Genomic DNA, 24,009 nt, shown 5'->3' with positions numbered 1-24,009 from the left:
CTCAGCCCTGGGCGGTGGGGCGTACGACGATCTCGCTGACGTCGACCTCGACGGGCTGGCCGATGGCGTAGTCGATCGCCGCGGCGATGGCGTCAGCGGGCATGGCGATCTTCAGCATGTCCTCGGTCGCCTCGCGCACCGCCGTGTCGGTGATGCCCTCGGCCAGCTCGCTCCTGGTCAGTCCGGGGCTGATCACGGTCACCCGCAGGTCTCGGCTCTCCTGCCGCAGGCCCTCGGACAGGGCCCGGACCGCGAACTTGGTCGCGCTGTAGACGGCGGCGGTCGGGTCGACGCGGTGCCCCGAGACGGAGGCGATGTTCACGATGTGGCCGGAGCCCTGCGCGCGCATGAGAGGAAGCACCGAGGCGATGCCGTGCAGCACGCCGCGCACATTCACGTCGATCATGCGGTTCCACTCGTCGACCTTGAGTGCGGCCAGCGGAGATAGCGGCATCACGCCCGCGTTGTTCACCAGGACGTCGATGCGGCCGTACCGGTCCTGCGCGGCCTTGACGAAGGCCTGCACGCTGTCCAGGCTGGTCACGTCCAGTGCCTGGTGGTGGGCCTCCCCGCCGTTGCCGCGGATCTCCTCGGCGAGGGCGGCGATGCGGTCCGTACGTCGGGCTCCCAGCATCACCTGGTGCCCCGACGCGGCCACCCGCCGGGCCGTCGCCTCACCGATACCGCTGCTCGCCCCGGTGATCAGTACGACCTTGCCTGCGGAAATGGACGGGACGGTCATGAGAACCCCTTCGATCAAGCCGGCGATGGCCGACCGGGTGGTCGTCCACCCACCCTCCGATCCTGAAGGCGATCGCCTCGGGCAGGCAGGGCGAGACTTCCTGGGTGCGCCACTCCCAGGAACCAGCCGCGTACGATCGAGGCATGAGCGGGTACGAACTCGGCGAATTCCTGCAAGCGCGGCGCTCCCGTCTGAAGCCCGCAGAAGTGGGCCTTCCGACCTACGGGCACCGCAGGGTCGCGGGGCTCCGGCGCGAGGAGGTCGCCGTGCTGGCCGGCGTCAGCGCCGACTACTACACGCGGCTCGAACAGGGGCGCGAACGCAACCCCTCCGGCCAGGTCATCGACGCCCTCTCGCGGGCGCTGCGCCTGAACGCCGACGCCCACTGGCACGCCTACCGTCTCGCCGGCCTCCTGCCGCCGGCCGAGGCCGCCGGCGAGTCGGACGCAGTGGACCCGGCCCTGCTCCAGCTCATGGAGTCCTTCCCCACCGCGGTCGCCTACGTCATCAACCGCCGCCTCGAAGTACTCGCGGCCAACGCCCTGGCCGATGCCCTCCTCTCACCACTCGCCGACCGGCGCCAAGTACTGCGTTCCCTCTTCCTGGACCCCGCGGCCCGAGGGCTCTACGCGGACTGGCACAGCGTCGCGAAATGCTCGGTCGAAGCCCTGCGCCTGGCTGCCGGACACCATCCGGACGATTCCCGGATGACCGCCACGATCAAGGAACTGCGCAGCAGCAGCGAGGAGTTCGAGCAGATGTGGCGCAGTCACGGCGTCAGTTCATTCGGCCTCAGGCCCAAGACCTTCAACCACCCCGCGGTGGGCCGGTTCACCCTCACGTACCAGTCCTTCGACGTCCAGAACACGCCCGGTCAGCACCTCTTGATCGGCACTGCCGAGCCGGGCAGCACGGACGCCGACGCCCTCGCCCTCCTCGGCTCCTCGATGGCGGTGCTCGCATCAGGACCGGCGGAACGCCACTGACGTGACACCGTTGACCGTGGCGTCACCTTGCAGGAAACCGATCCCGACCCCTTCGGTGAACGCGTGTGGATAGTTGAGTTCCGGCGTGGTCAGTGCGCTCAACTCGGCGAGTTGGGAGGGGTCCAGGGTCACGGCCGCCGATGCCAGGTTGTTCTCCAACTGGTCGAGGGTCCGGGCTCCGACCAGCACCGAGGTGACGGGGTCCTGCTGGCGCACCCACGCCAGGGCGACGGCCGCGACCGTCGTACCCAGGTCCTGTGCGATGCGTTCCAGTACGTCCAGGAGTACGAACGTGTCCTCGGTCAGCAGCGGGGCCGCGTAGCCGGCGCGCCCGGATCCCGGAACGGCGGTGCGGGTGCGGGAGTACTTCCCCGACAGGACTCCGGAGGCGAGCGGGCTCCAGGGGGTGATGCCCAGCCCGAACGCGCGGGCGGCGCCGAACTGTTCGCCCTCCACGGTACGGGCCAGCAGCGAGTACTCCACCTGGAGCGCGGCCACGGATTCCCAGCCCCGCAGCCGGGCGGTCGTCGCGGCCTGGGCCACCCACCAGGCGGGCGTGTTCGACAGTCCGATGGCACGGACCTTCCCCGCGTGGACCAGGTCGTTCAGGGTCGACAGCGTCTCCTCCAGGGGAGTGTGCCGGTCCCACATGTGCATCCAGTACACGTCCACGTAGTCGGTGCGCAGCCGCCGCAGCGACGCGTCCAGTTGCGCGAGTACGGCCTTGCGCCCGGCTCCGCCCGCGTTCGGATCGGGAGGGTCCATGGTGCCGCCGAACTTGGTGGCCAGCACCACACGGTCGCGGACCCCGGGCCGCTCCGCGAAGTACGCCCCGAGCGTCTCCTCCGACGCCCCGCCGTTGTACAGGTTCGCGGTGTCGATGAAATTCCCGCCCACCTCCAGATAACGGTCGATGATCGCGAAGGACTCCTCCTGCGCCGAGCCCCAGCTCCCGTCGTCGAACGTCATCGCGCCCAGCGCCAGCGGACTCACCCTCAGCCCCGAACGGCCGAGCGTGACGTACGAACCCAACAACGCCATGACCGTGCCACCTCCTCGTCCTCTTCCACGGCCGGAACCGGCTGGTATCCCGCCACCAGGAGACTCGCCCCGGCGCCGTATCCATGGAAGGCCACGCCGGAGGGGGTACCGCACTCCTAGGAACAGGGCCTCCCGACGCGTCACCGCGCCCGCCTCACACCCCGCCGTCCGGAAATCGCGACAGGAAGCCCCAACGGACTCCCACCCCGGCGAACCCGCCCCCGAGCTGGACGTGGAGGAGGTCCTGCTCCCGACGGCCCAAGACCCCCACCGCCAAAGAAGATTCTTCATCTGCTGGTGGTACAGCAGCGGCACCCATGCTGACCAGGGGAAACGACAGTTCGTGCGGCTCTTTGGCGGGGCCTCCAGGTGAGTTGTTCTTCCGAGGTTCCGGTCCACCGGCGGTTTGCTCGGCGAGGAGCGCATGGGACCGGGCCCGGCCGGGTGCGAGCCGCCGTTCCTGCGGACTCGCGATCCCCGCCGGGCCGTCGGCCCCGTCGCCGCCTCAGTGGCGGGCGCTCTGCGGGTTGCGTCGTACGCCGGCTGCGGCGAGGGCGGCTCCGATGACGCACAGGGCGCCGGTGACGAGCGCGGCGGTGTGGACTCCGTTGATGAATGCCTGGCCGCTGCCCTCGATCACCGCGGCCTTCAGCTGCGCCGGCATGTCTCCGGAGACGGGTGAAATACCCATGGCCACCGCGTCCTTGGCCTCGTGCAGGCCCTCGGCCATGGGTGCGGGCACCCCGGCGGAGGTGAGTTCGGTGGTCAGGGTCGAGTTGACCCGGCTGCTGATCAGGGACACGAGTACGGAGGTTCCGAGCGCGCCGCCGATCTGGAGTGCGGTGGCCTGGAGCCCGCCCGCGACGCCGGCGTCCTTGACGGGGGAGTTGCCCACGATGGCGTCGGAGGAGGCGGCCATCACCATGCCCACGCCGAGGCCCAGGGCGATGAAGGGGGGCCACATCGCGACGTACGGCGAGTCCACGCCCCATGCGAGTACGCCGAAGGCGGCGCCGCCTTGCAGCGCCATGCCGAGCGGCATGGACAGTCCCGCGCCGTACTTCTCGGTGAGCTTCGCGCCCAGCGGCGAGGCGATCACGGAGGCCAGGCTCAGCGGCAGGGTGCGGACGCCCGCTTCGACGGGGGTGAAGCCGCGTACGTTCTGCAGGTACAGCATGACGAAGAAGATCACGCCGAGCAGGACGAAGAAGTTGATCGCGGTGATGATCGTGCCGATGGTCAGCGCGCGGTTGCGGAACAGCCGCATGGGCAGCAACGGGTGCTCCACCCGCGTTTCGTACCAGCCGAAGACCAGGAGGATCGCGAGGCCGGCGGCGAGCGCGCCCAGCGTCGAGCCGGAACTCCAGCCCCACGTCTCGCCCTTGACCACACCGAACACGACGACGAGCAGTCCGACCGCGAGCAGGATCACACCGGGGACGTCGAAGCGCTGGTTGCCGGAGACGGTGGCGTTCTTGCTCTGCGGCAGCACGAGTGCGCTGAAGACGAGCGCGACGACGCCGATCGGAGCGTTGATGTAGAAGACGGACTCCCAGTTGACGTGCTCGACGAGGAGCCCGCCGACGATGGGGCCGAGCGCGGTGGACACCGACGACACCATCGCCCAGATGCCCACGGCCATGCCGAACTTCTTCGGCGGGAACACCGCGCGCAGCAGCCCGAGCGTGTTGGGCATCAGCAGCGCGCCGAAGAAGCCCTGTACGGCGCGGAAGGCGATGACTCCCTCGATCGACCCGGCCAGGCCGATGGCGACCGACGCGAGCGTGAAACCGATGACGCCGATCAGATAGAAGGTGCGCCGGCCGAAGCGGTCACCGAGCTTCCCGCCGAGGATCAGGGCCGCGGCCAGGGCCAGCAGGTAGGAGTTGGTGACCCATTGCAGGTCGGCGGTGGAGGCGTTCAGGTCCCGGCCGATCTCCGGGTTGGCGATCGCGACGACGGAGCCGTCCAGACCGACCATGAACAGGCCGAAGGCGACGGCGATCAGCGTCAGCCAGGGATTGGCGCGGCGGCCCACCGGAGCGGCGGGACGGATGTGTGCGGGCAGGGGAGAGCTGTCCACGGCAGTGGAGGACATGGAGGTGCCTTGCTTCCTCGTACAGATGGAGGTCGACGGGACGCGCGTACGCGTGCGCCGTCAGTGGGCGGCGGGGTGAATGTGCCGCGCCAAGCCCCGCAGCGCGCCGAGCACGGACCCGATGGCGTCGAGATCCCCGTCGGTGAGGGTGTGCAGCGCCTCGACGAGGTACCCGTCCAGGAGGCTCCCGACCTCGTCGAGGCGCTGCCGGGCCTCGGCCGTCAGGTGCAGGTGCGCGACCCGCTTGTCCGCGGGGTCCTGCCTGCGCTCCAGCAGCCCCTGGCCCGCCAGCTGGGTGACCAGGGCGCTCACGTTGTTCGGCTTCATCAGCAGGACGTCGGCGGCCTCGCGCACCGTGACACCGTCACGCTCGCCGACGAGCCGCAGGAGCGCCAGCTGGCTCTCGGGCGGCTTGGGGTGCGGAAAGTCCTGGGCGAGGCGCCGGTCCAGTGCCCGGTTCAGCGCGGGCAGGACGGCCGACATCGCTGACGCGATCTGCCGGATGTCCTGCTCGGACGCGCTGGGGGTGGCCATGCAGGCAATATAAGTATGCCTAGATACCTATGTCAACATAGCCATTGGCTCGTCATGTCGGGTGGATCGCCGTCCCGGCCGCTACGCAAGGCGCTGACTCCTAGGCCTGACGGGTGGACGTCTCGTCTCCGATGTAGTTGTCCAGTTCCAGTGCGCGCGCCACGGTGGTCCGTCCTTCTCGTGTGCTCTCGTACAGGTGGTGCCGGCCGGCGGGACTCCGGTGTGCGGTGGAGTCCATGAGCGCCGCGCCGGGACCACCTCGCGTGTGACCGGTCGGTCAGTGGTCCCTACGGCCGGGACGTTCCTCGTACGGGGTGGCACGGGAGCCGTCGACGCCGACCTCCAGGCGGCCGACCCGCTCGATCTCCACGACCACGCGGTCTCCGTGACTCAGCGGGCCGACTCCGGCGGGGGTACCCGTGGCGATCACGTTGCCGGGGTGGAGGGTCATGACGGAGTAGGTGTAGGCGATCAGGTCGCGGATGCCGTAGATCAGGTGGGCCGTGTTGGTCCGCTGTCGGGTGGCGCCGCCCACGTCGCAGCGGAGGTCGAGGGAGTCCGGGTCCGGGATCTCGTCCGCGGTCACGATCCAGGGGCCGATGGGGGTGAAGGTGTCGAACGACTTGCGGGTGGAGCGGTCTTCGCCGGAGCGGACGGTGATGTCCAGCAGGCACGTGTAGCCGAAGACGTGGTCCAGGGCCTCGTCAGGGCCGACGTGCGCGGCGGTGCGACCGATGACGACGCCGAGCTCGCCCTCCTGGTCTGTGCGCTTGTCGGAGTAGGGCAGCAGGATGTCCTGGCCCGGTCCGATGACCGACGAATTGGCCTTCAGGAAGACTCCGAGGTCGGCGACCGACGTGGAGTACTCCATCTCGGCCTTGTGGTCGAGGTAGTTGACCGGTGCGCCGATGATCTTTCCAGGGCGGGGGAGTGGGGCTTCCAGGACGGCCTCGGCGAGCGGTATCCGCGCACGGCCGGCGAGGTCCAGGTCTAGGGGGCCGTGCCGGTCGGCGGTCTCGATGTGGTGGTGGAGTGCTCCGGCCGCGCCGAAGGTTCCGGAGCCGGCGAGCAGTTCGGTCACGTCGACGAGGTCGTCCCCGTCGAGGAGCCCGATACGTCCTTTGTTGAACAGGGCGCCGGTCGTTGGCGAGCTGGACGATGAGCTCGGCCAGGTCGGTCTCGTAGGCCCGGATGCCCTCGGCCTCCAAGGCCTCGTTGAGGCCGATCTCCTGGGTGTCCATCGACTTGACCTTCACGACTTCGGTCTCGCCGGTGGCCTTCACCAGGTCCGCGACGATCCGGTTGGCCTCGGCGGCGTCGCAGGCCCAGTGGACGATGCCACCGGCGGCCGTGACGGCTTCCTCCAATTGGAGGAGATAGCGGTCGAGGTGACGGAGCGTGTGGTCCTTGATCTGCTTCCCCGCCTCCCGCAGGGCTGCCCAGTCCTCGAGTTCGCCGACGGCGCGGGCCCGTTTGTCGCGGATGGTGTGGGTGGCGTGCCGGAGGTTGGCACGCAGCCGCTCGTCCCCGACGGCCTCACGGGCTGCTTTCGGGAACGCCGGCATTCCTACGAAGGTTCCGCTCACAGCGCGGACCTCCCTTCCGTGCTCGCGAGGATCTCCGCGATGTGGACCGGCCGCATGTCCACCTTCAGCCGGGACATGGCCCCGCCGAGGTGCATCAGACACGAGTTGTCCGCCGCACAGAGCGCCTGCGCGCCCGTCGACTCGGCGTTGCGGATCTTGTCGGCACCCATCGCGGCCGAGACATCGGCGTTCTTGACCGCGAAGGTGCCGCCGAAACCGCAGCACTCGTCCGCACCCGGCAGCTCGACCAACTCCAGGCCCTTGACGGCCCGCAGCAACCGGTACGGACGCTCTCCCAGGCCGAGGCTGCGCAGCCCGTGGCAGGTGGGGTGGTAGGTGACGGTGTGGGGGTAGTACGCGCCGACGTCCGTCACCCCCAGCACGTCCACGAGGAACTCCGTCAGCTCGTACGTCGCGGGCACCACGGGGGCCAGGGTGGCGGACAGGGTCCCGCCGCGGCCCTCGGCCCGCGCTCGTTCGCCCATGCGCGGGTACAGCTCGCGCACCATCGCGGCGCACGACCCGGACGGTGTGACGATCGCGTCGTAGCCGGTGAACACGCGGGCGAAGTGCAGGGCGAGCGGCTCGGCCTCGTGCCGATAGCCGGTGTTGTAGTGCGCTTGCCCGCAACAGGTCTGAGCCATGGGGAAGTCGACGTCGACGCCCAGCCGGGTCAGGAGCTTCACCACCGCCTTGCCGGTGTCGGGGTACAACGTGTCGTTCAGACACGTCAGGAACAGGGCGACACGCATGGTGCTCCTTCGTAGCGACTGTTGGACCGCGGGCGGGCGCGGGGGACGCTTCGACCCGCGCCCGCGCACAGCGGTCAGGGAGGGGTGATCCGCTCGGCTGCGGCGGCCCAGGCCGCCCGGGCACTGGTCGGTTCGTAGCGGGCCAGGGGCTGGGTACGCGCCAACAGCTCCCGCATGGCCGCGCGATCGCCGACGAGTCCCTGGGCGCGCGCCTGTACGAGCACGTTTCCGAGGGCTGCCGCCTCCGCCGGACCGGCCACCACCGGCAACCCGCACGCGTCAGACGTCAATTGGCACAGCAGGGCGTTGCGTGCTCCTCCACCCACGATGTGAATGACGTCGACCTCCCGGTCGGCGAGGCGCTGTGCGTCCTGGACGGCCTTACGGTGGGCGAGCGCCAGGGAGTCGAGGATGCACCGGGTCGTCTCGGCGGGCGTACGCGGCACCGGCTGGCCCGACCTGCCGCACGCCTCGGCAATGCGCTGCGGCATCCGGCCGGGGGCGAGGAAGTCGGGGTCGGCGGCATCCACAACGGAAACGAGGCCCGGAACTTCCGCGGCGGCCTTCAGCAGCGGAACGAGACCGGTGTCTTCCCATTCCCGCATGCACTCCTGCAGGAGCCACAGCCCCATGACGTTGCGCAGGTAGCGGACGGTCCCGTCGATCCCCAGTTCGTTGGTGAAGTTCGCACGGCGGCTCGCTTCGGTCAGGACGGGTGATTCGAGCTCCAGGCCGACCAACGACCAAGTGCCGGTGCAGATGTACGCGAAGCGCTCGTCCCGCGCTGCGGGAACGGCGACAACGGCCGAGGCGGTGTCGTGCGAAGCGACCGTGGTGACCGGCACGGGACCGGCCACCCCCGTGGAGTCGAGGACCTCGGGCAGCAGGAGGCCCGCGGGATCGCCGGGACGCCGCAGGGGCGGGAACAGGCTGAGGTCGATGTCCGCGGCATCGGCGACGGCGTACGACCAGCTTCCCGTGCGCGGGTCGAGCAGCTGGGTGGTGGAGGCATTGGTGAGCTCGGTCCCCTCCTGGCCCGTCAGCCAGTAGGAGACCAGGTCGGGGATCAGCAGGAGCCGCCGAGCGGCGGCCAACTGCGCAGTGCTCCGGGCGGCCGTCAGTTGGTACAGGGTGTTGAAGGGCACGTACTGAATGCCGGTCTGCGCGTACAGTCGCTCGGCCGGGTCCTTGGACCACACCTTTTCAGGCACTCCCTCGGTGCGGGCGTCCCGGTAGTGCACGGGATTGCCGAGCAGGGCGCCGTCGTCGTCGATCAGCCCGTAGTCCACGGCCCAGCTGTCGATTCCGACCGAGGCGAGGCGTCCGCCCGTGGTGGCTCCGGCCGCGCGCAGTCCGTCGAGGACGCCCGCGTACAGGCTGAGGATGTCCCAGTGCAGCGTGGCACCGGCACGCACGGGCCGGTTGGGGAAGCGATGGGCCTCGGCCAGTTCCAGGGTGCCGGGGCCGACGCGGCCGACCATGACGCGTCCGCTGGACGCGCCGAGGTCGACCGCGGCGAACGGCTGCGGCTCGGTGCTCATCGCAGGAACGCGGCGGCGACGCCGGCATCGACGGGGATGTGCAGGCCGGTGGTGTGGCTGAGGTCGCCACTGGTGAGCACGAGCACCGCGTTCGCGACGTGCTCGGGCAGCACCTCGCGCTTGAGGAGCGTGCGCTGGGCGTAGAACTCGCCGAGCTTCTCCTCCTCGATGCCGTACGTGGCGGCACGCTGCGCGCCCCAGCCGCCGGCGAAGATCCCCGAGCCACGGACGACACCGTCGGGGTTGACCCCGTTCACGCGGATGCCGTGTTCTCCGAGCTCGGCGGCGAGCAGGCGGACCTGGTGTGCCTGGTCGGCCTTGGTGGCGGAATAGGCGATGTTGTTAGGGCCGGCGAAGACGGCGTTCTTGGACGCGATGTAGACGATGTCGCCGCCCAGGCCCTGGTCCCGCATGATCCGCGCGGCCTCGCGGGAGACGAGGAAGGAGCCGCGGGCCATGATGTCGTGCTGCAGGTCCCAGTCCTTGGCGGTGGTCTCCAGGAGCGGCTTGGAGATGGAGATGCCCGCGTTGTTGACGACGAGGTCGACGCCGCCGAAGGCGAGCACAGCCTCCTGGAACGCGCCCGTGATCTGCTCCTCCGAGGTGACGTCGACGCGGACCGCCACGGCCCTGTCAGGGCCGCCGAGCTCTTCGGCGACGGCCGCGGCGTTGTCCTCGTTCAGGTCGGCGACCACCACGCAGGCCCCCTCCGCCGCCAGTCGGTGGGCGATCGCCCTGCCGATGCCGCTGCCCGCGCCCGTGACCAGCGCGATGCGGGTGGCCAGCGGCTTGGGCGCGGGCATCCGCCGCAGCTTGGCCTCTTCCAGCTCCCAGTACTCGATGCGGAACTTCTCGGCCTCGTCGATCGGCAGGTAGCTGGAGACGGCCTCCGCGCCGCGCATCACGTTGATCGCGTTGACGTAGAACTCGCCCGCCACGCGCGCGGTCTGCTTGTCCTTGCCGAACGAGAACATGCCGACACCGGGCACCAGCACGATCGCGGGATCCGCACCGCGCAGGGCGGGGGAGTCGGCGGTGGCGTGGCGCCGGTAGTAGGCGGTGTACTCCTCGCGGTAGGCGAGGTGCAGTTCCCGCAGGCGGGCGACGGCCTCGCCAAGGGGTGCGGTGGGCGGCAGGTCGAGGACCAGGGGCCGCACCTTGGTGCGCAGGAAGTGGTCGGGGCAGGAGGTGCCCAGCGCGGCCAGCCTCGGGTGCTCGGCGCGGGCGACGAAGTCGAGTACGGCCTCGCCGTCGTTGAAGTGCCCGACCTGCGCCCGGTCCTGGGAGGCGATGGCCCGGATGTGCGGAGCCAGGGCGGCGGCCCGGGCCCGGCGGTCCCCCTCCGGCAGCGGCTCGTATCCGCTGATGACCGGCCCGAACGGCTCCGACCGGCCACGCTCCCCGAGGAACTGCTCGGCGGTGCGGATGATGTGCAGCGAGTTGCGCCGGCACTCCTCACTGGAGTCGCCCCAGGCGGAAATGCCGTGGCCGCCGAGGACACAGCCGATGGCCTGCGGGTTCGCCTCCTTGACGGCGGCGATGTCCAGGCCGAGCTGGAAACCGGGGCGCCGCCAGGGCACCCACACCACCGTGTCGCCGAAGCACTCGGCGGTCAGCTTCTCACCGTCCGCCGCACAGGCCAGTGCGATGCCCGAATCCGGGTGGAGGTGGTCGACGTGCGCGGCGTCCACCAGGCCGTGCATGGCCGTGTCGATGGAAGGCGCGGCCCCGCCCTTGCCGTGCAGGCAGTAGTCGAAGGCGGCCACCATCTCGTCCTCGCGCTCCACGCCGGGATAGACGCCCACGAGGGCGCGCAGCCGGTCGAGGCGCAGGACGGCGAGCCCGTCCTCCGTGAGGGTGCCGAGGTCGCCCCCGGAGCCCTTGACCCACATCAGCTCGATGTCGCCGCCGGTGACGGGGTCGGTGGAGGTGCCCTTCGCGGAGGTGTTCCCGCCCGCGTAGTTGGTGTTGCGCGCGTCCGCGCCGAGCTGGTGAGAGCGCTCCAGCAGAGCGGCGGCTTCGGGGTGCAGAGTCATATCGCTACGTGTCCTCAGGTCCGTGACGGGGTGGAGTGGGGGTACGGGCGCTGGCGGGACTCACGCACCCCAGCCCGCCTGCGCGCCGCCGACCCGCTCGGCGGCGGTCTTCTGCGCCCAGCCGGAGCGGTGGTATGCGCCGACCGGGTCGGCGTCCAGGCCCAGCTCTTCCCGGACCTCGGCGAGCAGGGGCCGCACATCGGTGTTGTAGGCGTCCATGAGGGCCGCGTTCGCAGCCAGGACATCGCCGGAACGCTGGGCCGCGGCCAGCGCGTTCCGGTCGACGAGGAGGGCCTTCGCGGTCGCCTCCTGGACGTTCATCACCGAGCGGATGATCGCGGGGATCTTCGCCTCGATGTTGTGGCACTGGTCGAGCATGAACGCCACGTCCGGCGTGAAGCCGCCGCCGCGGATCACCTCGTACATGATCCGGAAGAGCTGGAAGGGGTCCGCGGCGCCCACCATCAGGTCGTCGTCGGCGTAGAAGCGCGAGTTGAAGTCGAAGGCGCCGAGCTTCCCTTCGCGCAGCAGCGTCGCGACGATGAACTCGATGTTGGTGCCCGGCGCGTGGTGCCCGGTGTCCACGACGACCTGCGCCCGCTCGCCCAGCTTCAGGCAGTGCGCGTAGGCGGTGCCCCAGTCCGGTACGTCCGTGGCGTAGAAGGCGGGCTCGAAGAACTTGTACTCCAGAAGCATCCGCTGGTCCTCGCCCAGCCGGCCGTAGACCTCGGCAAGGGCCTCGGCCAGACGGTCCTGGCGTGCGCGGATGTCGTCCTGGCCGGGGTAGTTGGTGCCGTCCGCGAACCACAGCTTCAAGTCCCTGGACCCGGTGGCGTCCATGATGTCCACGCACTCCAGGAGGTGACCGACCGCCTTCTTCCGGACCTTCGGATCGGGGTGACAGACGCTGCCCAGCCTGTAGTCGTCGTCCTGGAAGACGTTCGAGTTGATCGCGCCCAGACGCAGTCCGCGCTCGGCCGCGTCCGCGGCGAGAGCCCCGTAGTCGTCCACCCGATCCCAGGGGATGTGCAGGGCGACGCTCGGCGCGGCCCCGGTCAGCTCGTGGACCTTGGCGGCGTCGTCGAGCTTCTCCTGCGGAGTGCGGGGCACCCCGGGCTGGGAGAAGACCTTGAAGCGGGTGCCGGAATTGCCGTACGCCCACGACGGCGTCTCGATGGCCTGGGTCTTCAGGGCAGCCTTCACGGTGGCGTGGTCGGTCACTGGGCGCTCCTGCGGCATGAAGATGAAATGAAACGATTCAATTCCTTGCTCGGAAGCTAAGAGCTTGGCCAACTGCCTGTCAAGGGTGCCCTTCTCGCATAGCGGCGGCCCGGCTGTTGCTGATGTGGGCGCTGGGGTTAAAACGATTCATCTAGTAACCTGAACGCCCGTTGCCGGCCCGTACTGCCTGGAGGTCTGGGCCCATGGCCCCATCGGTGGGGATCAAAGACGTCGCCCGTGCTGCCGGCGTGTCCGTGGGAACCGTCTCGAACGTGATCAACCGCCCGGATTCGGTCTCCGAAACCACCAGGCTCCGGGTGCAATCCGCCATCGACCGGCTCGGCTACGTACGCAGCGAGTCCGCACGCCAGCTACGCGCCGGCCACAGCCGCATCCTGGGGCTGCTCGTCCTCGACATGGCCAACCCCTTCTTCGTCGACATCGCGAAGGGTGCCGAACGCGCCGCGCGCCGGGCGGGACTGGGCGTCATGGTGTGCAACAGCGGGCAGAGCCCCGCCGAGGAGGCCGAATACCTCGCGCTCTTCGCGGAGCAGCGGGTGCGGGGCGTGCTCCTCACACCCGCCGACGCCAGCGGCCGTAACCTCGAGGCGTTCCGGCGGCACGGCATTCCCTTCATCGTCGTCGACCGGGTCGCCGAGGGGGCCGACCAGTGTTCGGTCTCGGTCGACGACGTGATCGGCGGGGCCCTGGCCGTGCGCCACCTCATCGATGCCGGGCATCGTTCCATCGCCTACGTGTCCGGGCCCGAGGAGCTCAGCCAGGTCAGGGACCGGCGCACCGGGGCATGGAACGCGCTGACCGAAGCGGGCCTGGCGCAGTCGGCGCTGTTCGAGCTGCCGGCCGGAAGCCTCGACGTGGCCGCGGGCCGGGACGCGGGATCGCGCTTCCTGGGCCTGTCCGACCGGCCGACCGCGGTCTTCTGCGCCAACGACCTGCTGGCCCTTGGATTCCTGCAGACCATGTACGCCGCCGGCGTGCGGGTCCCCGACGACGTGGCCATCGTCGGCTACGACGACATCGAATTCGCCGCGGCGGCGGCGGTCCCGCTGACGTCCGTGCGGCAGCCGGCCGTCACGATGGGCACGCTGGCGGCCGAGATGCTCCTTGAGGAGACGGGGGCAGCCGGGGCCGCACACGAGCACCGGCACATCGTGCTGCAGCCGGAACTGGTGGTGCGCAGCTCCTCTCTGCCCTCGCGGTGAAACGGAACCGGGAGGGCAGAGAGGGCGGCCAGTCGATGGTGAGGGTTCGCTGCCCGGTGGCACCGCGAGATCTGCCCGGCATCGGCCCGTTCTCCGCCGAGCTGATCCTCATCCGCGGCGCCGGACACCCTGACGTCCAGACCGGCCTGCTGGGCGCCGGCGGCCGGGCTGCCGGACGAACGCGTGAGGAGCGGGGCGGGGGAGTGTGAACGTGCACCACGGGTAGGCGCCCGATATGTCATGTAAAGAGCCGTGTGAGCCCTCGTGTGCGCCTCCGCTTGGGCGGGGTGAGCCGTGAGGCTGCGTACGAGTCGCCCGGACCGTCCTGGATGGACGCGCCTGCGCGCGGGGAGCGGGTTCCGGTACGTCGATTCCGAAGGGCGTCGTGTCACTGACGACGCGGAGCGGTCCCGGATCAAGGCGCTGGTCATCCCTCCGGCTTGGCGGGACGTGTGGGTCTGCCCCTGGGGGAACGGGCACATCCAGGCGATGGGGACGGACGCCGCCGGGCGGCGTCAGTACCTCTATCACGAACGGTTCCGCGAGCTGCGTGAAGCGTCCAAGCATGATCACGTACTGGAGGTGTCCGCGCGCCTGCCGTTCCTGAGGGAGGCGGTCGAGGAGGACCTGCGTGGGCGGGGACTGGTACGGGACCGGGTGCTCGCCTGCGTGGCGCGGCTGCTGGACCTCGGCTTTTTCCGGATCGGGGGAGCCGCGTACCGGCGCGACCACGAGGCGTACGGCCTGACCACACTGCTGCGGGAACACGCACGGTGCGCCCGGGGGCAGGTCCGCTTCGACTTCCCGGGCAAGTCGGCCCAGCAGCAGGTTCGGTCGATCGAGGATCCGGCCTCCTTCGCGGTGGTCCGGGCGCTCCTGCGGCGCGATGACCGCCCGCAGCTCTTCGTCTACCGGCAGGCGGGCACCTGGCACGACGTACGCGCCGAGGAGGTGAACGAGTACCTGCGGGACAGGGCCGGCGCCGATCTCACCGCGAAGGACTTCCGCACGTGGCACGCGACGGTGCTCGCCGCCGTGGCCCTCGCCGTGTCCGAGGGGATGGCCGAAGGCTCGCTCGCCCGTCGTCGGAGCGCGGAGGCGCGGGCCGTGCGTGAAGTGAGCCGCTACCTGGGCAATACGCCGGCTGTCTGCCGTGCGTCCTACATCAACCCGCGCGTGGTGGAGCTGTTCGAGGACGGCATCACGATCCGGCCCGCGCTCGACGCGCTCGGCGCGAGCGCCGCGCAGGGGGACCCCGCGACGCACGGCGCCGTGGAGGACGCAGTACGTCGGCTTCTCGCCGAGGGGCATCCGTGAGCGGATCGTCGTGGCGGCCGACCCCTGAAGCCGACGCTTCCGTCGGCCACTCGTCATGCGGGTCGTACGCGACGGGGTGGAAAGCGGACCGGGCGCATCAGGTTGATCGGCGCGGTCGGGGGCGCGACCACCTACCTGCCGGACACATGGGCCGCGGCCCTGATGAAACGCGCGGGCATCGACCGGCTCTCCGCCCTCCACACCGCCATCGACCTCGTCCGTCGCCGCGGCACCATCTCGGTGTCCGGGGTGTATGGCGGTGCGGTCGATCCCATGCCCCTGCTGATGATGTTCGACAAGCAGCTGCAGCTGCGCACGGGCCAGGCCAACGTCTGGCGCTGGGTGGACGACATCCTCCCCCTGCTCACCGACGGGGACCTGCTCGGCGTCGACGACTTCGCCACGCACCACCTGCCGCTCGAGCAGGCACCGGACGCGTACGAGATGTTCCAGAAGAAGCGCGACGGCGCCGTCAAAGTCCTCTTCACCCCATGACGTGAGCGACGGTCGGCCCGTCACGTCCCCATTTCACCCCGAGACACAGGAGAAATGATGACCGCGAAGCGCACTCCGAAGGCCTCCGCCCCCAAGTCGGGCGAGCCCAGCCTGCCGGGCAAGCCGGGCCCCGTGTCGCCACCGCCGGCCGAGCCCACGCAGCCGGTGGACCCGTTGCCCCCGAAGGCGGATCAGGACGGCCCCGAGACGATGAGCCCGACCGGGCAGGCCACGGGCGCTGGCCAGGCGCGGGTGGCGCAGGGAAGTGCGTACCTGACCACTGGGCAGGGCACGCGTCTGCCGGACACCGATCACTCGCTCAAGGCGGGCCCGCGCGGTCCGGTCCTCCTCCAGGACCACCATCTGCGCGAGAAGATCACCCACTTCGACCACGAACGGATCCCGGAGCGGGTGGTCCACGCGCGGGGCGCCGCAGCCCACGGTGTCTTCAAGGGGTACGGAGCGGCCGCCGAGGTGTCCAAGGCCGCGTTTCTGGCGAAGGGTGTGGAGACACCTGTGTTTGTAAGGTTCTCCACCGTCCTCGGCTCGCGCGGCTCGGCCGACACGGTGCGCGACACCCGGGGCTTCGCCACGAAGTTCTACACCGGCGAGGGCACCTTCGACCTGGTCGGGAACAACATCCCGGTGTTCTTCATTCAGGACGCGGTCAAGTTCCCCGACGTCATCCACGCCGGCAAACCGCATCCGGACCGGGAAATCCCGCAGGCGCAGAGCGCGCACGACACGTTCTGGGACTTCGTGTCCCTGCACACCGAGGCCACCCATCACACCATCTGGAACATGTCCGACCGCGGCATCCCGCGGTCCTACCGGATGATGGAGGGCTTCGGGGTCCACACCTTCCGGCTGGTCAACGCGGCCGACGAGAGCGTGCTGGTGAAGTTCCACTGGAAGCCGAGGCTGGGCGTGCACTCCCTGGTCTGGGAGGAAGCGCAGTTGATCTGCGGCATGGACCCCGACTTCCACCGCCGTGACCTGGCCGACGCGATCGAATCCGGCGCCTTCCCGCAGTGGGAGCTGGGCATCCAGGTCTTTCCCGACACCGAGGACCAGATGTTCGAGGGCATCGACCTCCTCGACCCGACGAAGATCGTCCCGGAGGAGCTCGCACCGGTCCAGCCCATCGGGCTGATGACCCTGAACGCCAACACCAAGAACTACTTCGCCGAGACCGAGCAAGTCGCCTTCCACCCCGGTCACTTGGTCCCCGGCATCGACGTCACCGACGACCCGCTGCTCGCCGGCCGGCTCTTCTCCTACCTCGACACCCAGATCAGCCGCCTCGGCGGCCCCAACTTCGGCCAGATCCCGATCAACCGGCCGCACGCCCCCGTCAACGACATGCTCCGCGACGGCATGCACCAGACCGCGGTCCACACCGGCGTCGCCCCCTACCACCCCAACAGTCTTGACGGCGGCTGCCCGTTCCTCGCCGGCGCCGACATGAGCGCCTTCATCGAGACGCCCGTGAAGGTTCCGGCGGCGAGCAAGGTCCGTGAGGCACCCGCCTCCTTCTCGGACCACTTCACCCAACCCCGCCTGTTCTGGCTCAGCATGACCCCGACCGAGCGCGAACACATCGTCGCCGCCTATACCTTCGAGCTGAACAAGTGCTACGAGCAGGCCATCAAGGAACGCACCCTGAAGGTCTTGGCGAACATCGACCCCGAGCTCGTGGCGAAGGTCGCCGCAGGCCTCGGCCTGCCGGCACCCGTGGCCACCGTGCCCCTCGTCGCCGCCGACCCCAGCCCCGCCCTCTCCCAGATGGGAGGAACCTGGCCCACGGACGGACGCGTGATCGGCATCATCGCCGACCCGGAGGCCGATCTGGACGGTGTACGGACCGCCCGCCAGGCGATCCTGGACTCCGGCATGGTGCCCCTGGTCATCGCACCCACCGGCGGAACCCTCGACGCCGACGGCGACCCGATCGCCGTCCAGCGCACCTTCGCCACCGCCCGCTCCGTCGAATTCGACGCGCTGCTCCTGGCCGGGGCGCCCGAAGCGGGCGCGGACGCCTACGGCGCCCGCGACGCCAAGGCCGGTACGGCCCGGCCGCCGCAGGCTCCCGACCCGCGCGTGGTGCTGCTCGTCACCGAGGCGTACCGCCACGGCAAGGCCATCGGCGGCTGGAGCGGTGCGGAAGAATTCCTGGCCGGCGCCGGCATGAGATCGGACGAGCCGGGCATCGCCGTGGCCGCAGGCGTGGCGGCAGTGACGGAGCAGATCACCGGAGCCCTGGCCTCGCACCGCGCCTGGGACAGGTTCCCGCCGGGCCTCTGACCCGGGGGAGCGATCACACGCACAGAGCGGAGAGAGCCGTGGGAGAATCCACTACTGAAGGTACGACGTCCGACACCGACACGGCCCCACCAGGGCCTCCGTTGCTGCAGCATCAGGGCGGCGTCGCCGACGACCACGGCCGGCCTCCAGGAGCCCCCTCCCGGGCGGGCACGGGTTCGACGGCGCCGCCGAGCGACCCCGAGCGAGTCCGTGAAGCCAACACCCGGGAACGCGCCGCCGGCGACCTCGACGTCGGGTCCCGGCCGGCGTCGACCACGCGGAAGCACGCGTCCTGGCCGGAGGAGTCGGCAAGGATCCGGCCCAAGTGGTCGCAGCACGCTCCCCGGCCCGACGAATCAAACCCAGCCGACGGGCAGTAGCCCCGTAGCCCGCCGACGGGCAGTAGCCCGGTTCTCGTTCGTTACGTTCTCGACGGCTGTGAGGCGTCGGTGAGGTCTGCGCCGGTGGCGGCGTCGCGTTGGGAGTTGGCGACGCCGTGCCAGTCCAGGCACATGACGGTCGCGTCGTCGTCGAGATGGCCGTCGCCCGCGTCGATGATCGTGCCGATGAGGGTGCGGGCGGCTTCTCGTGGATGCAGCTCGCGGGTGCGGATGATCAGGTCCGCGAGGTCGAGGGTCCGGGCGTTGCGCTCCAGCATGCCGTCCGTCAGCATGACCAGCCGATCACCCGGTCGCAGGTCCAGCGTCTGCAACCGGTAGGCGTAGTCGTGCGAGGCATGGTGACCGAAACCGAAGGGCAGGTCGACGAGTGGAACGATCTCCCGGACCTCCCCGTCCCGCATCCGCAGAGGCCAGGGGTGGCCGGCGTTGATGAACTCGGTGGTGCCGTCGAGCAGGCTGATGCGCAACAGCTGGCCGGTGACGTACCCCGTGCGGCCGTGATCCCGTATGGCGCGGTCGGCCTGCCGGGCCTGTTCCTCCAGGCTTGCGCCCTCCCGCCGCGCGCGCCGCAGAGCGCCCACTACGAGGGTCGCCAGCATCGCGGCGTCGACGTCGTGCCCCATGGCGTCGGTCACGGAGAGCTGGACGGTGTCCCGGTCGATGACGTAGTCGAAGGTGTCGCCCCCGACATGGTCGGCGGGCTCCAGAGCCCCGGCGACCGCGAACTGGGCCGCCTCGCACGCCAGGGACGCGGGGAGCAGCCGGTGCTGGATCTCCGCGGCGAGGCTCAGCGGGGTGGTCCGGCGACCCCACTGGTACAGATCGGTGAAGGACCGGTTCGCGATGACGATGTACGCCAGCGCGTGCGCGGTCTCACCGATCTCCTGCATCACCTCCGCGTCCGGGGCGGCGGGCAGGAACAGTTCGAGGAGCCCGATGGCATCTCCGCGGTTGGTCACCGGAGCGACGACGCGAACCAACTGCTCCCCGTCCTCGTCACCGTTCCCGGCCTCGACTCGAGGTTGCTGGCTGCGGATCACGTCGTCGTACAGGGTGCCTCTGAGCTTGATGCGCCGGGCCGGCTCGTCGGTCTCGATGCTGCCCGCGGCTCCGAGCCGTACGACCGAACTGCCGGTGAAGTCGGTGATCAGGAACGATACGGACGCGGCCCCGAGGTGTTCCTTGAGCATGCGCGCGACCACGTCGAGCGACTCCACGGGCGCTGCGGCCTCGGCGGCCTCCAGGGTCCCGGCCAGGGTCATCGCCGTACCCCGGCCGTTGCCACCCGAAGGAGGCCGCGTTGCTTCCCCGCCAACCGGACCTCCTGTGCTCACAGAGACTCCCCACTGCTTGCTGACCTTCGGCTCCGTCTCGGATGCGCGACGGACCAGCGCCACCGGTGGCATCGGACAGGTGACATTGCACCACGCAGATGCCTCAGCCTCACGCACCGCACGACACCAGCCCTCTTCGGGCCGTGGCTGTTCGATCCCAGGAAGCCCGGCAGTGACCGACGAGCTGACGGTCCACCGGTGGGGAGGTCTGGCACCAGGATCGACTCGCGTCACTGGAGGGGATCGTGCCGCCCGCCGAGCGATGTGGGGCGCCGGTGGCCTGTGGTCGGGGCCGCGGTGGTGGGATGGTCGTCGCCGAGGGCCTGGGCGGTTTGCGCGCGGGCGGCGTCACGCTGCTCGATCAGGTCCTCGCGTTCGCGGTCCACGACCGCGCTCTCCCGCTTCGAGGTGAGGGAAGCTTCGTGGCGGGCCAGGCGGTTGCGGCGGGAGGCCCGGCGGGCCGCCGCCAAGATGAGGGCCAGACCCAGGACGGCGGCCGCGCCTACGGCGATGCCGTAGAGGAACAGGGCGCCGGTCGAGCTGGTGACGTGGTAGCCGAAGACGGAGAAGTCGTTGGTGAGTTCGTGGGCACCGCCGAGGTTCGCCATCACCCCGGCCACCGCGAGTATCAGCGCGGCGATCAGGATGACGAGGCCGAGTATGAGGATCATGGAGCGCTCCCTATTCCGCACTGTCGGGTGCGAATGGGCTGTGGCCGGCGGAAGCCCGCCGATCCATTCGGCGTCTACCCGAAGGCGCCGGAGTCAAGCAATCACCGCGTAGCGGGCGGGACGGTGGCCGACGAGTGCGTCGAGTGAAGCGGACCCTCACTGTCGGTGACTTCAGCTCCGCGGGGCCCAGCTCAATCTCACCAGGCGGAGCAGCCCGTCAGAGCTTTGGCGTGAGAACGGGGCCCTTCCCGGCCCTTCTGGTCCTCCAGATCGAGGAATATCGGGACGCCCTCTCCCGCGCCCCGCTCAGCGATGTCCTGGAAGCCGAGCCGATGCCCTTGGCAGCCCACGGCAAGGGCATCGGCTGGCGGGCGCTGAGGTCCTCGGCCGAAACGGACGGCCGCCTCTCCGCGAAGGGCCTGGAGTCACTGCCGGAGCGTGCCGCACCGCAGACCGGGCTCCTGGAGGAGATGCGTGCCACGGTGACGACACGTACAGGACCGGGAAGGGGTCAGACCTTCCCGCGCCAGGAGCCGGTTTCGCGGCCGCGGTCTTCGATGTACTCCTTGAACCGCTTGAGGTCGCCAGTGACCTGCCGCTTGACGAAGCCGAGCTTGTCGCCGACGTTCTCGGCGAAGCCGTCGGGGTCGTAGTCGAGCTGGAGCATCACCTTGCACCGGGTGTCGTCGAGGCGGTGGAAGGTGACCACACCGGCCTGCTTGACCTCGCCGCCCAGGGTCGTCCAGGCGACCCGCTCGTCGGGTATCTGCTCGGTGATCTCGGCCTCGAACTCGCGCTCCACGCCCGCGACCTTCGTCACCCAATGGGTCATGGTGTCGGTGCGCTGGTCGATACGTTCCACGCCGTCCATGAACTGAGGGAATGAGTCGAACTGTGTCCACTGGTTGTAGGCGGTGCGTACGGGCACATCGACCTCGACGGACTCTTCTACCTTCGACACGAGTCAATCCCTTCTCTACGGCATCTGGATGCCAGAGTCGGCATCTTTCACGGGAGACCTGCCCCGCGGTTTCTCGCCTGCCCTGACTCCGGACGATGAACCACTGCCAGACGGTCCGGGCCAATCGCCCCAGGGGGATGAGCGGTACGTACGCGCATCGGGTACACGCCGTCGGGGTGCCCGACCGAGGCGCCCGGTACGGCGGATCTTCTACCCGGCCGCTCGGGAGGCCGCGCCCGACACCGAGGACCACGTCCTGGAGAGCATCGAGGAGCACCACGTCGTGCTGTGGATGCTCTCCGGGCTCAAGGACCTCGACGCGGCCGACGAGCGCTTCGACGCCAAGATGACCGTCCTCATCGAGAACGTGCGCCACCACGTCGAGGAGGAGGAGAAGGAGTGGTTCCCGGGCGTTCGCAAGGCCATGGGCCGCAATCGCCTCACCGAACTCGGCGAACAGATGGAGAAGGCGAAGAAGAAGGCTCCCGGCGAGCCGCTGGCCGTTCCCAGCGCCAAGAGCTGACGGCGCGTGCCTCGTTCCGAGGTGAGGGCAGAGCGGCTGAGTGTGGCTACGGTACGTGGCGGGGATCCGCCGAGTCGGTCAGCCGAGCCCCGCAGACCCCTTGCGGTTTCGCCGAGTTCTGCGGCCGGCGCGCCGGAACTTGCGGCAGCCGAGCTGCCGTGCCGGTGCGCAGCTGTGCCGTGAGGCGTGGGTCGAACCGGCCCGCATGAGCGTCCAGGCCATGGTGAGGGGCCAGAGGCGAACAGGCTGGGCTGTGTGATTCAACGGTGATCGGGAGGGTAAACGGCGGCCATCTGTTCGATCTGCTGGCGAAAGGCACCCCCATGCTGATGGCTCACCCGGCCGTGCTCCCAGGCCTCGTCGACCGGTACTGGGCGCTGTCGGTACTCGACGCCGCGGAAGGTGACTCGCCCGTGCGCAAGGAGATCGAGGACGTTGAACGGGCGCTGTGCGTGTCCACCGGCACGACGGACATCCACGCTGCTCTTATTGCCGCCCGCCACCGCCTGCCCGGCACAGGTGCCCTCGATGACTCGGTGCTCGTCTCCGGCTGATCGCTTCACCGTCGCGGAGCCACGGCAGGCCCGGCTCGGTCCTGACCACCCGTTCGGACGTGAAGAGGTGCCGGTGCGCATCGATCCCGACTTCGTCGAGTGGCGGGGAGCCTGCCCCGAGGCGTGGGAGCCGTTCCCCTGACCTGTAATCAGAGGAGGCTGGCGGTGGCTGGGACGGGCTCGATCGTGGTGTTCGCGAACTTCGTCTCGGACTTGGCGGTGGATCTCGACGAGGGACAGATCCTGACGCAGTGGGCCCAGCAGGCTCCGCGGAAGGCGTGGCTGCTCCGGGCAGGGGACGTGTTCGTCACTCCCGTGCCGCTGAGCCGGGAGTTCCTGCGGTACGTGTACGACCTGACCGGCGTGCCCCCGGAATCGGTGACGGTGGTCGAGGTGCCGCCCGCCGGAGCCGTGCCGCTGGCGCGGGCGGTGCGCGAGGCCGGCCTCGTCGAGCACGTCCGGGCCCTCGCGGGGGACCGGGGCGCAGCGCTGCTGCCGACGGCCTTGGACGCGTCGGCGATCGCGTTCGCCCGGGACACGGGCCTCGCGGTCCACCCGTACCCCACCGTCGAGCGCGCCGAGGCCGCCCTCGAGACGACCATGCTGCTCAACACGAAGACCGGCTTCCGCGAGGCGGCCGGCCGACTGGGCATGAGGCTGCCCGCAGGGCGGATGTGCCGGCGCGCGGAGGCCGCCTTCACGGGGTACGTCTCTCCGCTGCCGCCGTCGTGCGCGCACGTCGTCGGTGAGCTGGAGGAGTGGGGGACCGCCCTGGGCCTGGCGTTCGACCCGGAGCGGGGCGAGGGCGTGGTCCTCTACGCGGACGTCCCGCCCGACGGCCGCTCCTGGCGGTACGCGGTGATCGCCGCAAGCGCCGGCGACGTGGACGAGCAGGAAGCCGAGTTGGCCGAGGTCTTCGCCTTCGAGGGCGGCTGACCGTACGACGATGCCGGTCCCGACGCCCACGAAGGGTGTCGGGACCGGCATCGTCATACGGGGAAGCGATCAGACGGGGCGATTGAAAGGCGCACCCGTGCCGTAGTACGTGCCCAGCTCCTGCCGGTAACCGGCGTCGCCGAGGTGCTTGTCCCGGTGGAACTCGGGGGCGTTCTTGATCTGTTCCTTGGTGCGGTCGACGAAGATCTTCTTGTCCTCGGGGTCGACCCGGACGACGGTGCTCGCCGGCAGCAGGACCTCCTTGCCGAAGATCCAGACCCCGGTGTCGACCACCAGGTAGGCGTCACCGACCTCGTCGGAGTGCTTGTCGACCTTGCCGATGCTGCCGTCGGTCGCCTCGACCTTGTAGCCGGTCAGGTCCGTACCGGCCAGGTGGCCCGAAGTCGGCTGGTAACTCCACACATGCTCAGTCACGCGAAAAACAACTCCTCCGGTCAACGGAGGACGACGGCAAATGAATTCGCCGCTGATCCTCCTTGTTCCGTACGTCGTGCTCGGCGGTCGTGCTGTGTTCCGCCTTTCCGTCGCCTGCCCCGCCATTTCGACTTCACACACCCGGATCCATATGCGGGACCGGGGCGGCCGTCGATCATTGGAGGTGAGCAGGTCCCCTGCTGCGTCACGGCGACCGTCCCGGCTGTCGTCAGGATGCCCCCGATGTCGGCCTTCATTACTTCCGTGTGGTGAGGGCCGGACGACGACTTGGCGGTGGCCGGCCACCCCGGGAAGGGG

Annotated in this window: 21 protein-coding genes and 3 pseudogenes; 9 read left to right on the top strand and 15 right to left on the bottom strand. The window is 69.9% G+C overall.

The window, feature by feature from the left end:
• Position 1 precedes the first annotated feature (1 nt).
• Positions 2–742, bottom strand: a complete 741-nt coding sequence (locus tag ACFWNV_RS13670) for an SDR family oxidoreductase (RefSeq protein ID WP_383945274.1) — start codon at positions 740–742, stop codon at positions 2–4.
• Positions 743–885: 143 nt separating this feature from the next.
• On the opposite strand from ACFWNV_RS13670, the gene ACFWNV_RS13665 reads away from it, so the two are divergent.
• Positions 886–1,728, top strand: a complete 843-nt coding sequence (locus tag ACFWNV_RS13665; protein WP_383945272.1) for a helix-turn-helix domain-containing protein — start codon at positions 886–888, stop codon at positions 1,726–1,728.
• Here the strand turns inward: ACFWNV_RS13665 and ACFWNV_RS13660 are convergent.
• The 10 genes and pseudogenes from ACFWNV_RS13660 to rhaI all read right to left on the bottom strand — a co-directional run bounded on the left by ACFWNV_RS13660 (position 1,705) and on the right by rhaI (position 12,537).
• Complete coding sequence (locus ACFWNV_RS13660; RefSeq protein ID WP_383945269.1) at positions 1,705–2,769, bottom strand: aldo/keto reductase; 1,065 nt, start codon at positions 2,767–2,769, stop codon at positions 1,705–1,707. The genes ACFWNV_RS13665 and ACFWNV_RS13660 overlap by 24 nt on opposite strands.
• 505 nt (positions 2,770–3,274) lie before the next feature.
• Positions 3,275–4,867, bottom strand: coding sequence for an MFS transporter (locus ACFWNV_RS13655; RefSeq protein WP_383945266.1), 1,593 nt, complete (start codon positions 4,865–4,867; stop codon positions 3,275–3,277).
• A gap of 60 nt (positions 4,868–4,927) precedes the next feature.
• Positions 4,928–5,401 carry a MarR family winged helix-turn-helix transcriptional regulator gene (locus ACFWNV_RS13650; RefSeq protein ID WP_383945263.1) on the bottom strand — a complete coding sequence of 158 codons (474 nt, stop codon included), beginning with the start codon at positions 5,399–5,401 and terminating at the stop codon, positions 4,928–4,930.
• A gap of 100 nt (positions 5,402–5,501) precedes the next feature.
• On the bottom strand, positions 5,502–5,639 hold the full coding sequence (locus ACFWNV_RS13645) for a hypothetical protein (RefSeq protein ID WP_383945260.1): 138 nt from the start codon (positions 5,637–5,639) through the stop codon (positions 5,502–5,504).
• Positions 5,640–5,678: 39 nt separating this feature from the next.
• On the bottom strand, positions 5,679–6,482 hold the full coding sequence (locus tag ACFWNV_RS13640) for a fumarylacetoacetate hydrolase family protein (protein ID WP_383945257.1): 804 nt from the start codon (positions 6,480–6,482) through the stop codon (positions 5,679–5,681).
• Between the two features lie 55 nt (positions 6,483–6,537).
• A pseudogene (locus ACFWNV_RS13635) lies at positions 6,538–6,987 on the bottom strand (LUD domain-containing protein); the annotation flags it as partial.
• Positions 6,984–7,739, bottom strand: coding sequence for a (Fe-S)-binding protein (locus ACFWNV_RS13630; protein ID WP_383945254.1), 756 nt, complete (start codon positions 7,737–7,739; stop codon positions 6,984–6,986). The pseudogene ACFWNV_RS13635 and the gene ACFWNV_RS13630, both read right to left, overlap by 4 nt.
• Before the next feature lie 74 nt (positions 7,740–7,813).
• The gene (locus ACFWNV_RS13625; protein ID WP_383945251.1) at positions 7,814–9,280 is read right to left on the bottom strand and encodes a rhamnulokinase family protein; all 1,467 of its coding nucleotides are present in this window, start codon (positions 9,278–9,280) and stop codon (positions 7,814–7,816) included.
• Complete coding sequence (locus ACFWNV_RS13620) at positions 9,277–11,316, bottom strand: bifunctional aldolase/short-chain dehydrogenase (RefSeq protein ID WP_383945248.1); 2,040 nt, start codon at positions 11,314–11,316, stop codon at positions 9,277–9,279. The genes ACFWNV_RS13625 and ACFWNV_RS13620 overlap by 4 nt, the downstream gene beginning before the upstream one ends.
• A 60-nt stretch (positions 11,317–11,376) precedes the next feature.
• Positions 11,377–12,537 (bottom strand): L-rhamnose isomerase, encoded by a 1,161-nt coding sequence (rhaI, locus tag ACFWNV_RS13615; protein ID WP_383945245.1) that lies wholly within the window; start codon positions 12,535–12,537, stop codon positions 11,377–11,379.
• 203 nt (positions 12,538–12,740) lie between these two features.
• Between rhaI and ACFWNV_RS13610 the strand changes: the two genes are divergently transcribed.
• The 5 genes and pseudogenes from ACFWNV_RS13610 (at position 12,741) to ACFWNV_RS13590 (ending at position 17,876) form a co-directional block, all read left to right on the top strand.
• Positions 12,741–13,760: a LacI family DNA-binding transcriptional regulator gene (locus tag ACFWNV_RS13610; protein WP_383945242.1), complete on the top strand. Its 1,020-nt coding sequence runs from the start codon at positions 12,741–12,743 to the stop codon at positions 13,758–13,760.
• A gap of 56 nt (positions 13,761–13,816) precedes the next feature.
• Entirely contained in the window at positions 13,817–13,969 is a 153-nt protein-coding gene (locus ACFWNV_RS13605; protein WP_383945393.1) for a hypothetical protein, read from the top strand.
• A gap of 85 nt (positions 13,970–14,054) precedes the next feature.
• Entirely contained in the window at positions 14,055–15,077 is a 1,023-nt protein-coding gene (locus ACFWNV_RS13600; protein WP_383945240.1) for a DNA topoisomerase IB, read from the top strand.
• A gap of 129 nt (positions 15,078–15,206) precedes the next feature.
• A pseudogene (locus tag ACFWNV_RS13595) lies at positions 15,207–15,572 on the top strand (glutathione-dependent formaldehyde dehydrogenase); the annotation flags it as partial.
• Between the two features lie 57 nt (positions 15,573–15,629).
• Complete coding sequence (locus tag ACFWNV_RS13590) at positions 15,630–17,876, top strand: catalase (RefSeq protein WP_383945237.1); 2,247 nt, start codon at positions 15,630–15,632, stop codon at positions 17,874–17,876.
• 421 nt (positions 17,877–18,297) lie between these two features.
• On the opposite strand, the gene ACFWNV_RS13585 is transcribed toward ACFWNV_RS13590, so the two are convergent.
• From ACFWNV_RS13585 to ACFWNV_RS13575, 3 genes are all read right to left on the bottom strand, one after another.
• Positions 18,298–19,539: a PP2C family protein-serine/threonine phosphatase gene (locus tag ACFWNV_RS13585; RefSeq protein ID WP_383945234.1), complete on the bottom strand. Its 1,242-nt coding sequence runs from the start codon at positions 19,537–19,539 to the stop codon at positions 18,298–18,300.
• A 302-nt stretch (positions 19,540–19,841) separates the two neighbouring features.
• On the bottom strand, positions 19,842–20,282 hold the full coding sequence (locus ACFWNV_RS13580; protein WP_383945232.1) for a hypothetical protein: 441 nt from the start codon (positions 20,280–20,282) through the stop codon (positions 19,842–19,844).
• 511 nt (positions 20,283–20,793) lie between these two features.
• A complete protein-coding gene (locus ACFWNV_RS13575) occupies positions 20,794–21,243 on the bottom strand; it encodes an SRPBCC family protein (RefSeq protein WP_383945229.1) in 450 nt (149 codons plus the stop codon).
• A 202-nt stretch (positions 21,244–21,445) separates the two neighbouring features.
• Between ACFWNV_RS13575 and ACFWNV_RS13570 the strand changes: the two are divergent.
• The 3 genes and pseudogenes from ACFWNV_RS13570 to ACFWNV_RS13560 form a co-directional block, all read left to right on the top strand.
• Positions 21,446–21,766, top strand: a pseudogene (locus ACFWNV_RS13570) (hemerythrin domain-containing protein); the annotation flags it as partial.
• A 266-nt stretch (positions 21,767–22,032) separates the two neighbouring features.
• Positions 22,033–22,320, top strand: a complete 288-nt coding sequence (locus ACFWNV_RS13565; RefSeq protein WP_383945226.1) for a DUF5133 domain-containing protein — start codon at positions 22,033–22,035, stop codon at positions 22,318–22,320.
• A 165-nt stretch (positions 22,321–22,485) separates the two neighbouring features.
• The gene (locus tag ACFWNV_RS13560; RefSeq protein WP_383945223.1) at positions 22,486–23,256 is read left to right on the top strand and encodes a peptide ligase PGM1-related protein; all 771 of its coding nucleotides are present in this window, start codon (positions 22,486–22,488) and stop codon (positions 23,254–23,256) included.
• A 69-nt stretch (positions 23,257–23,325) separates the two neighbouring features.
• Here the strand turns inward: ACFWNV_RS13560 and ACFWNV_RS13555 are convergent, their stop codons facing one another.
• The gene (locus ACFWNV_RS13555; RefSeq protein WP_383945221.1) at positions 23,326–23,691 is read right to left on the bottom strand and encodes a PRC-barrel domain-containing protein; all 366 of its coding nucleotides are present in this window, start codon (positions 23,689–23,691) and stop codon (positions 23,326–23,328) included.
• Positions 23,692–24,009 lie beyond the last annotated feature (318 nt).

It is taken from the genome of Streptomyces sp. NPDC058401, assembly GCF_042722885.1.
Lineage (GTDB): Bacteria > Actinomycetota > Actinomycetes > Streptomycetales > Streptomycetaceae > Streptomyces.
The sequence above is the reverse complement of the archived record's forward strand: the minus strand, read 5'-3'. Positions and strand labels throughout refer to the sequence as shown.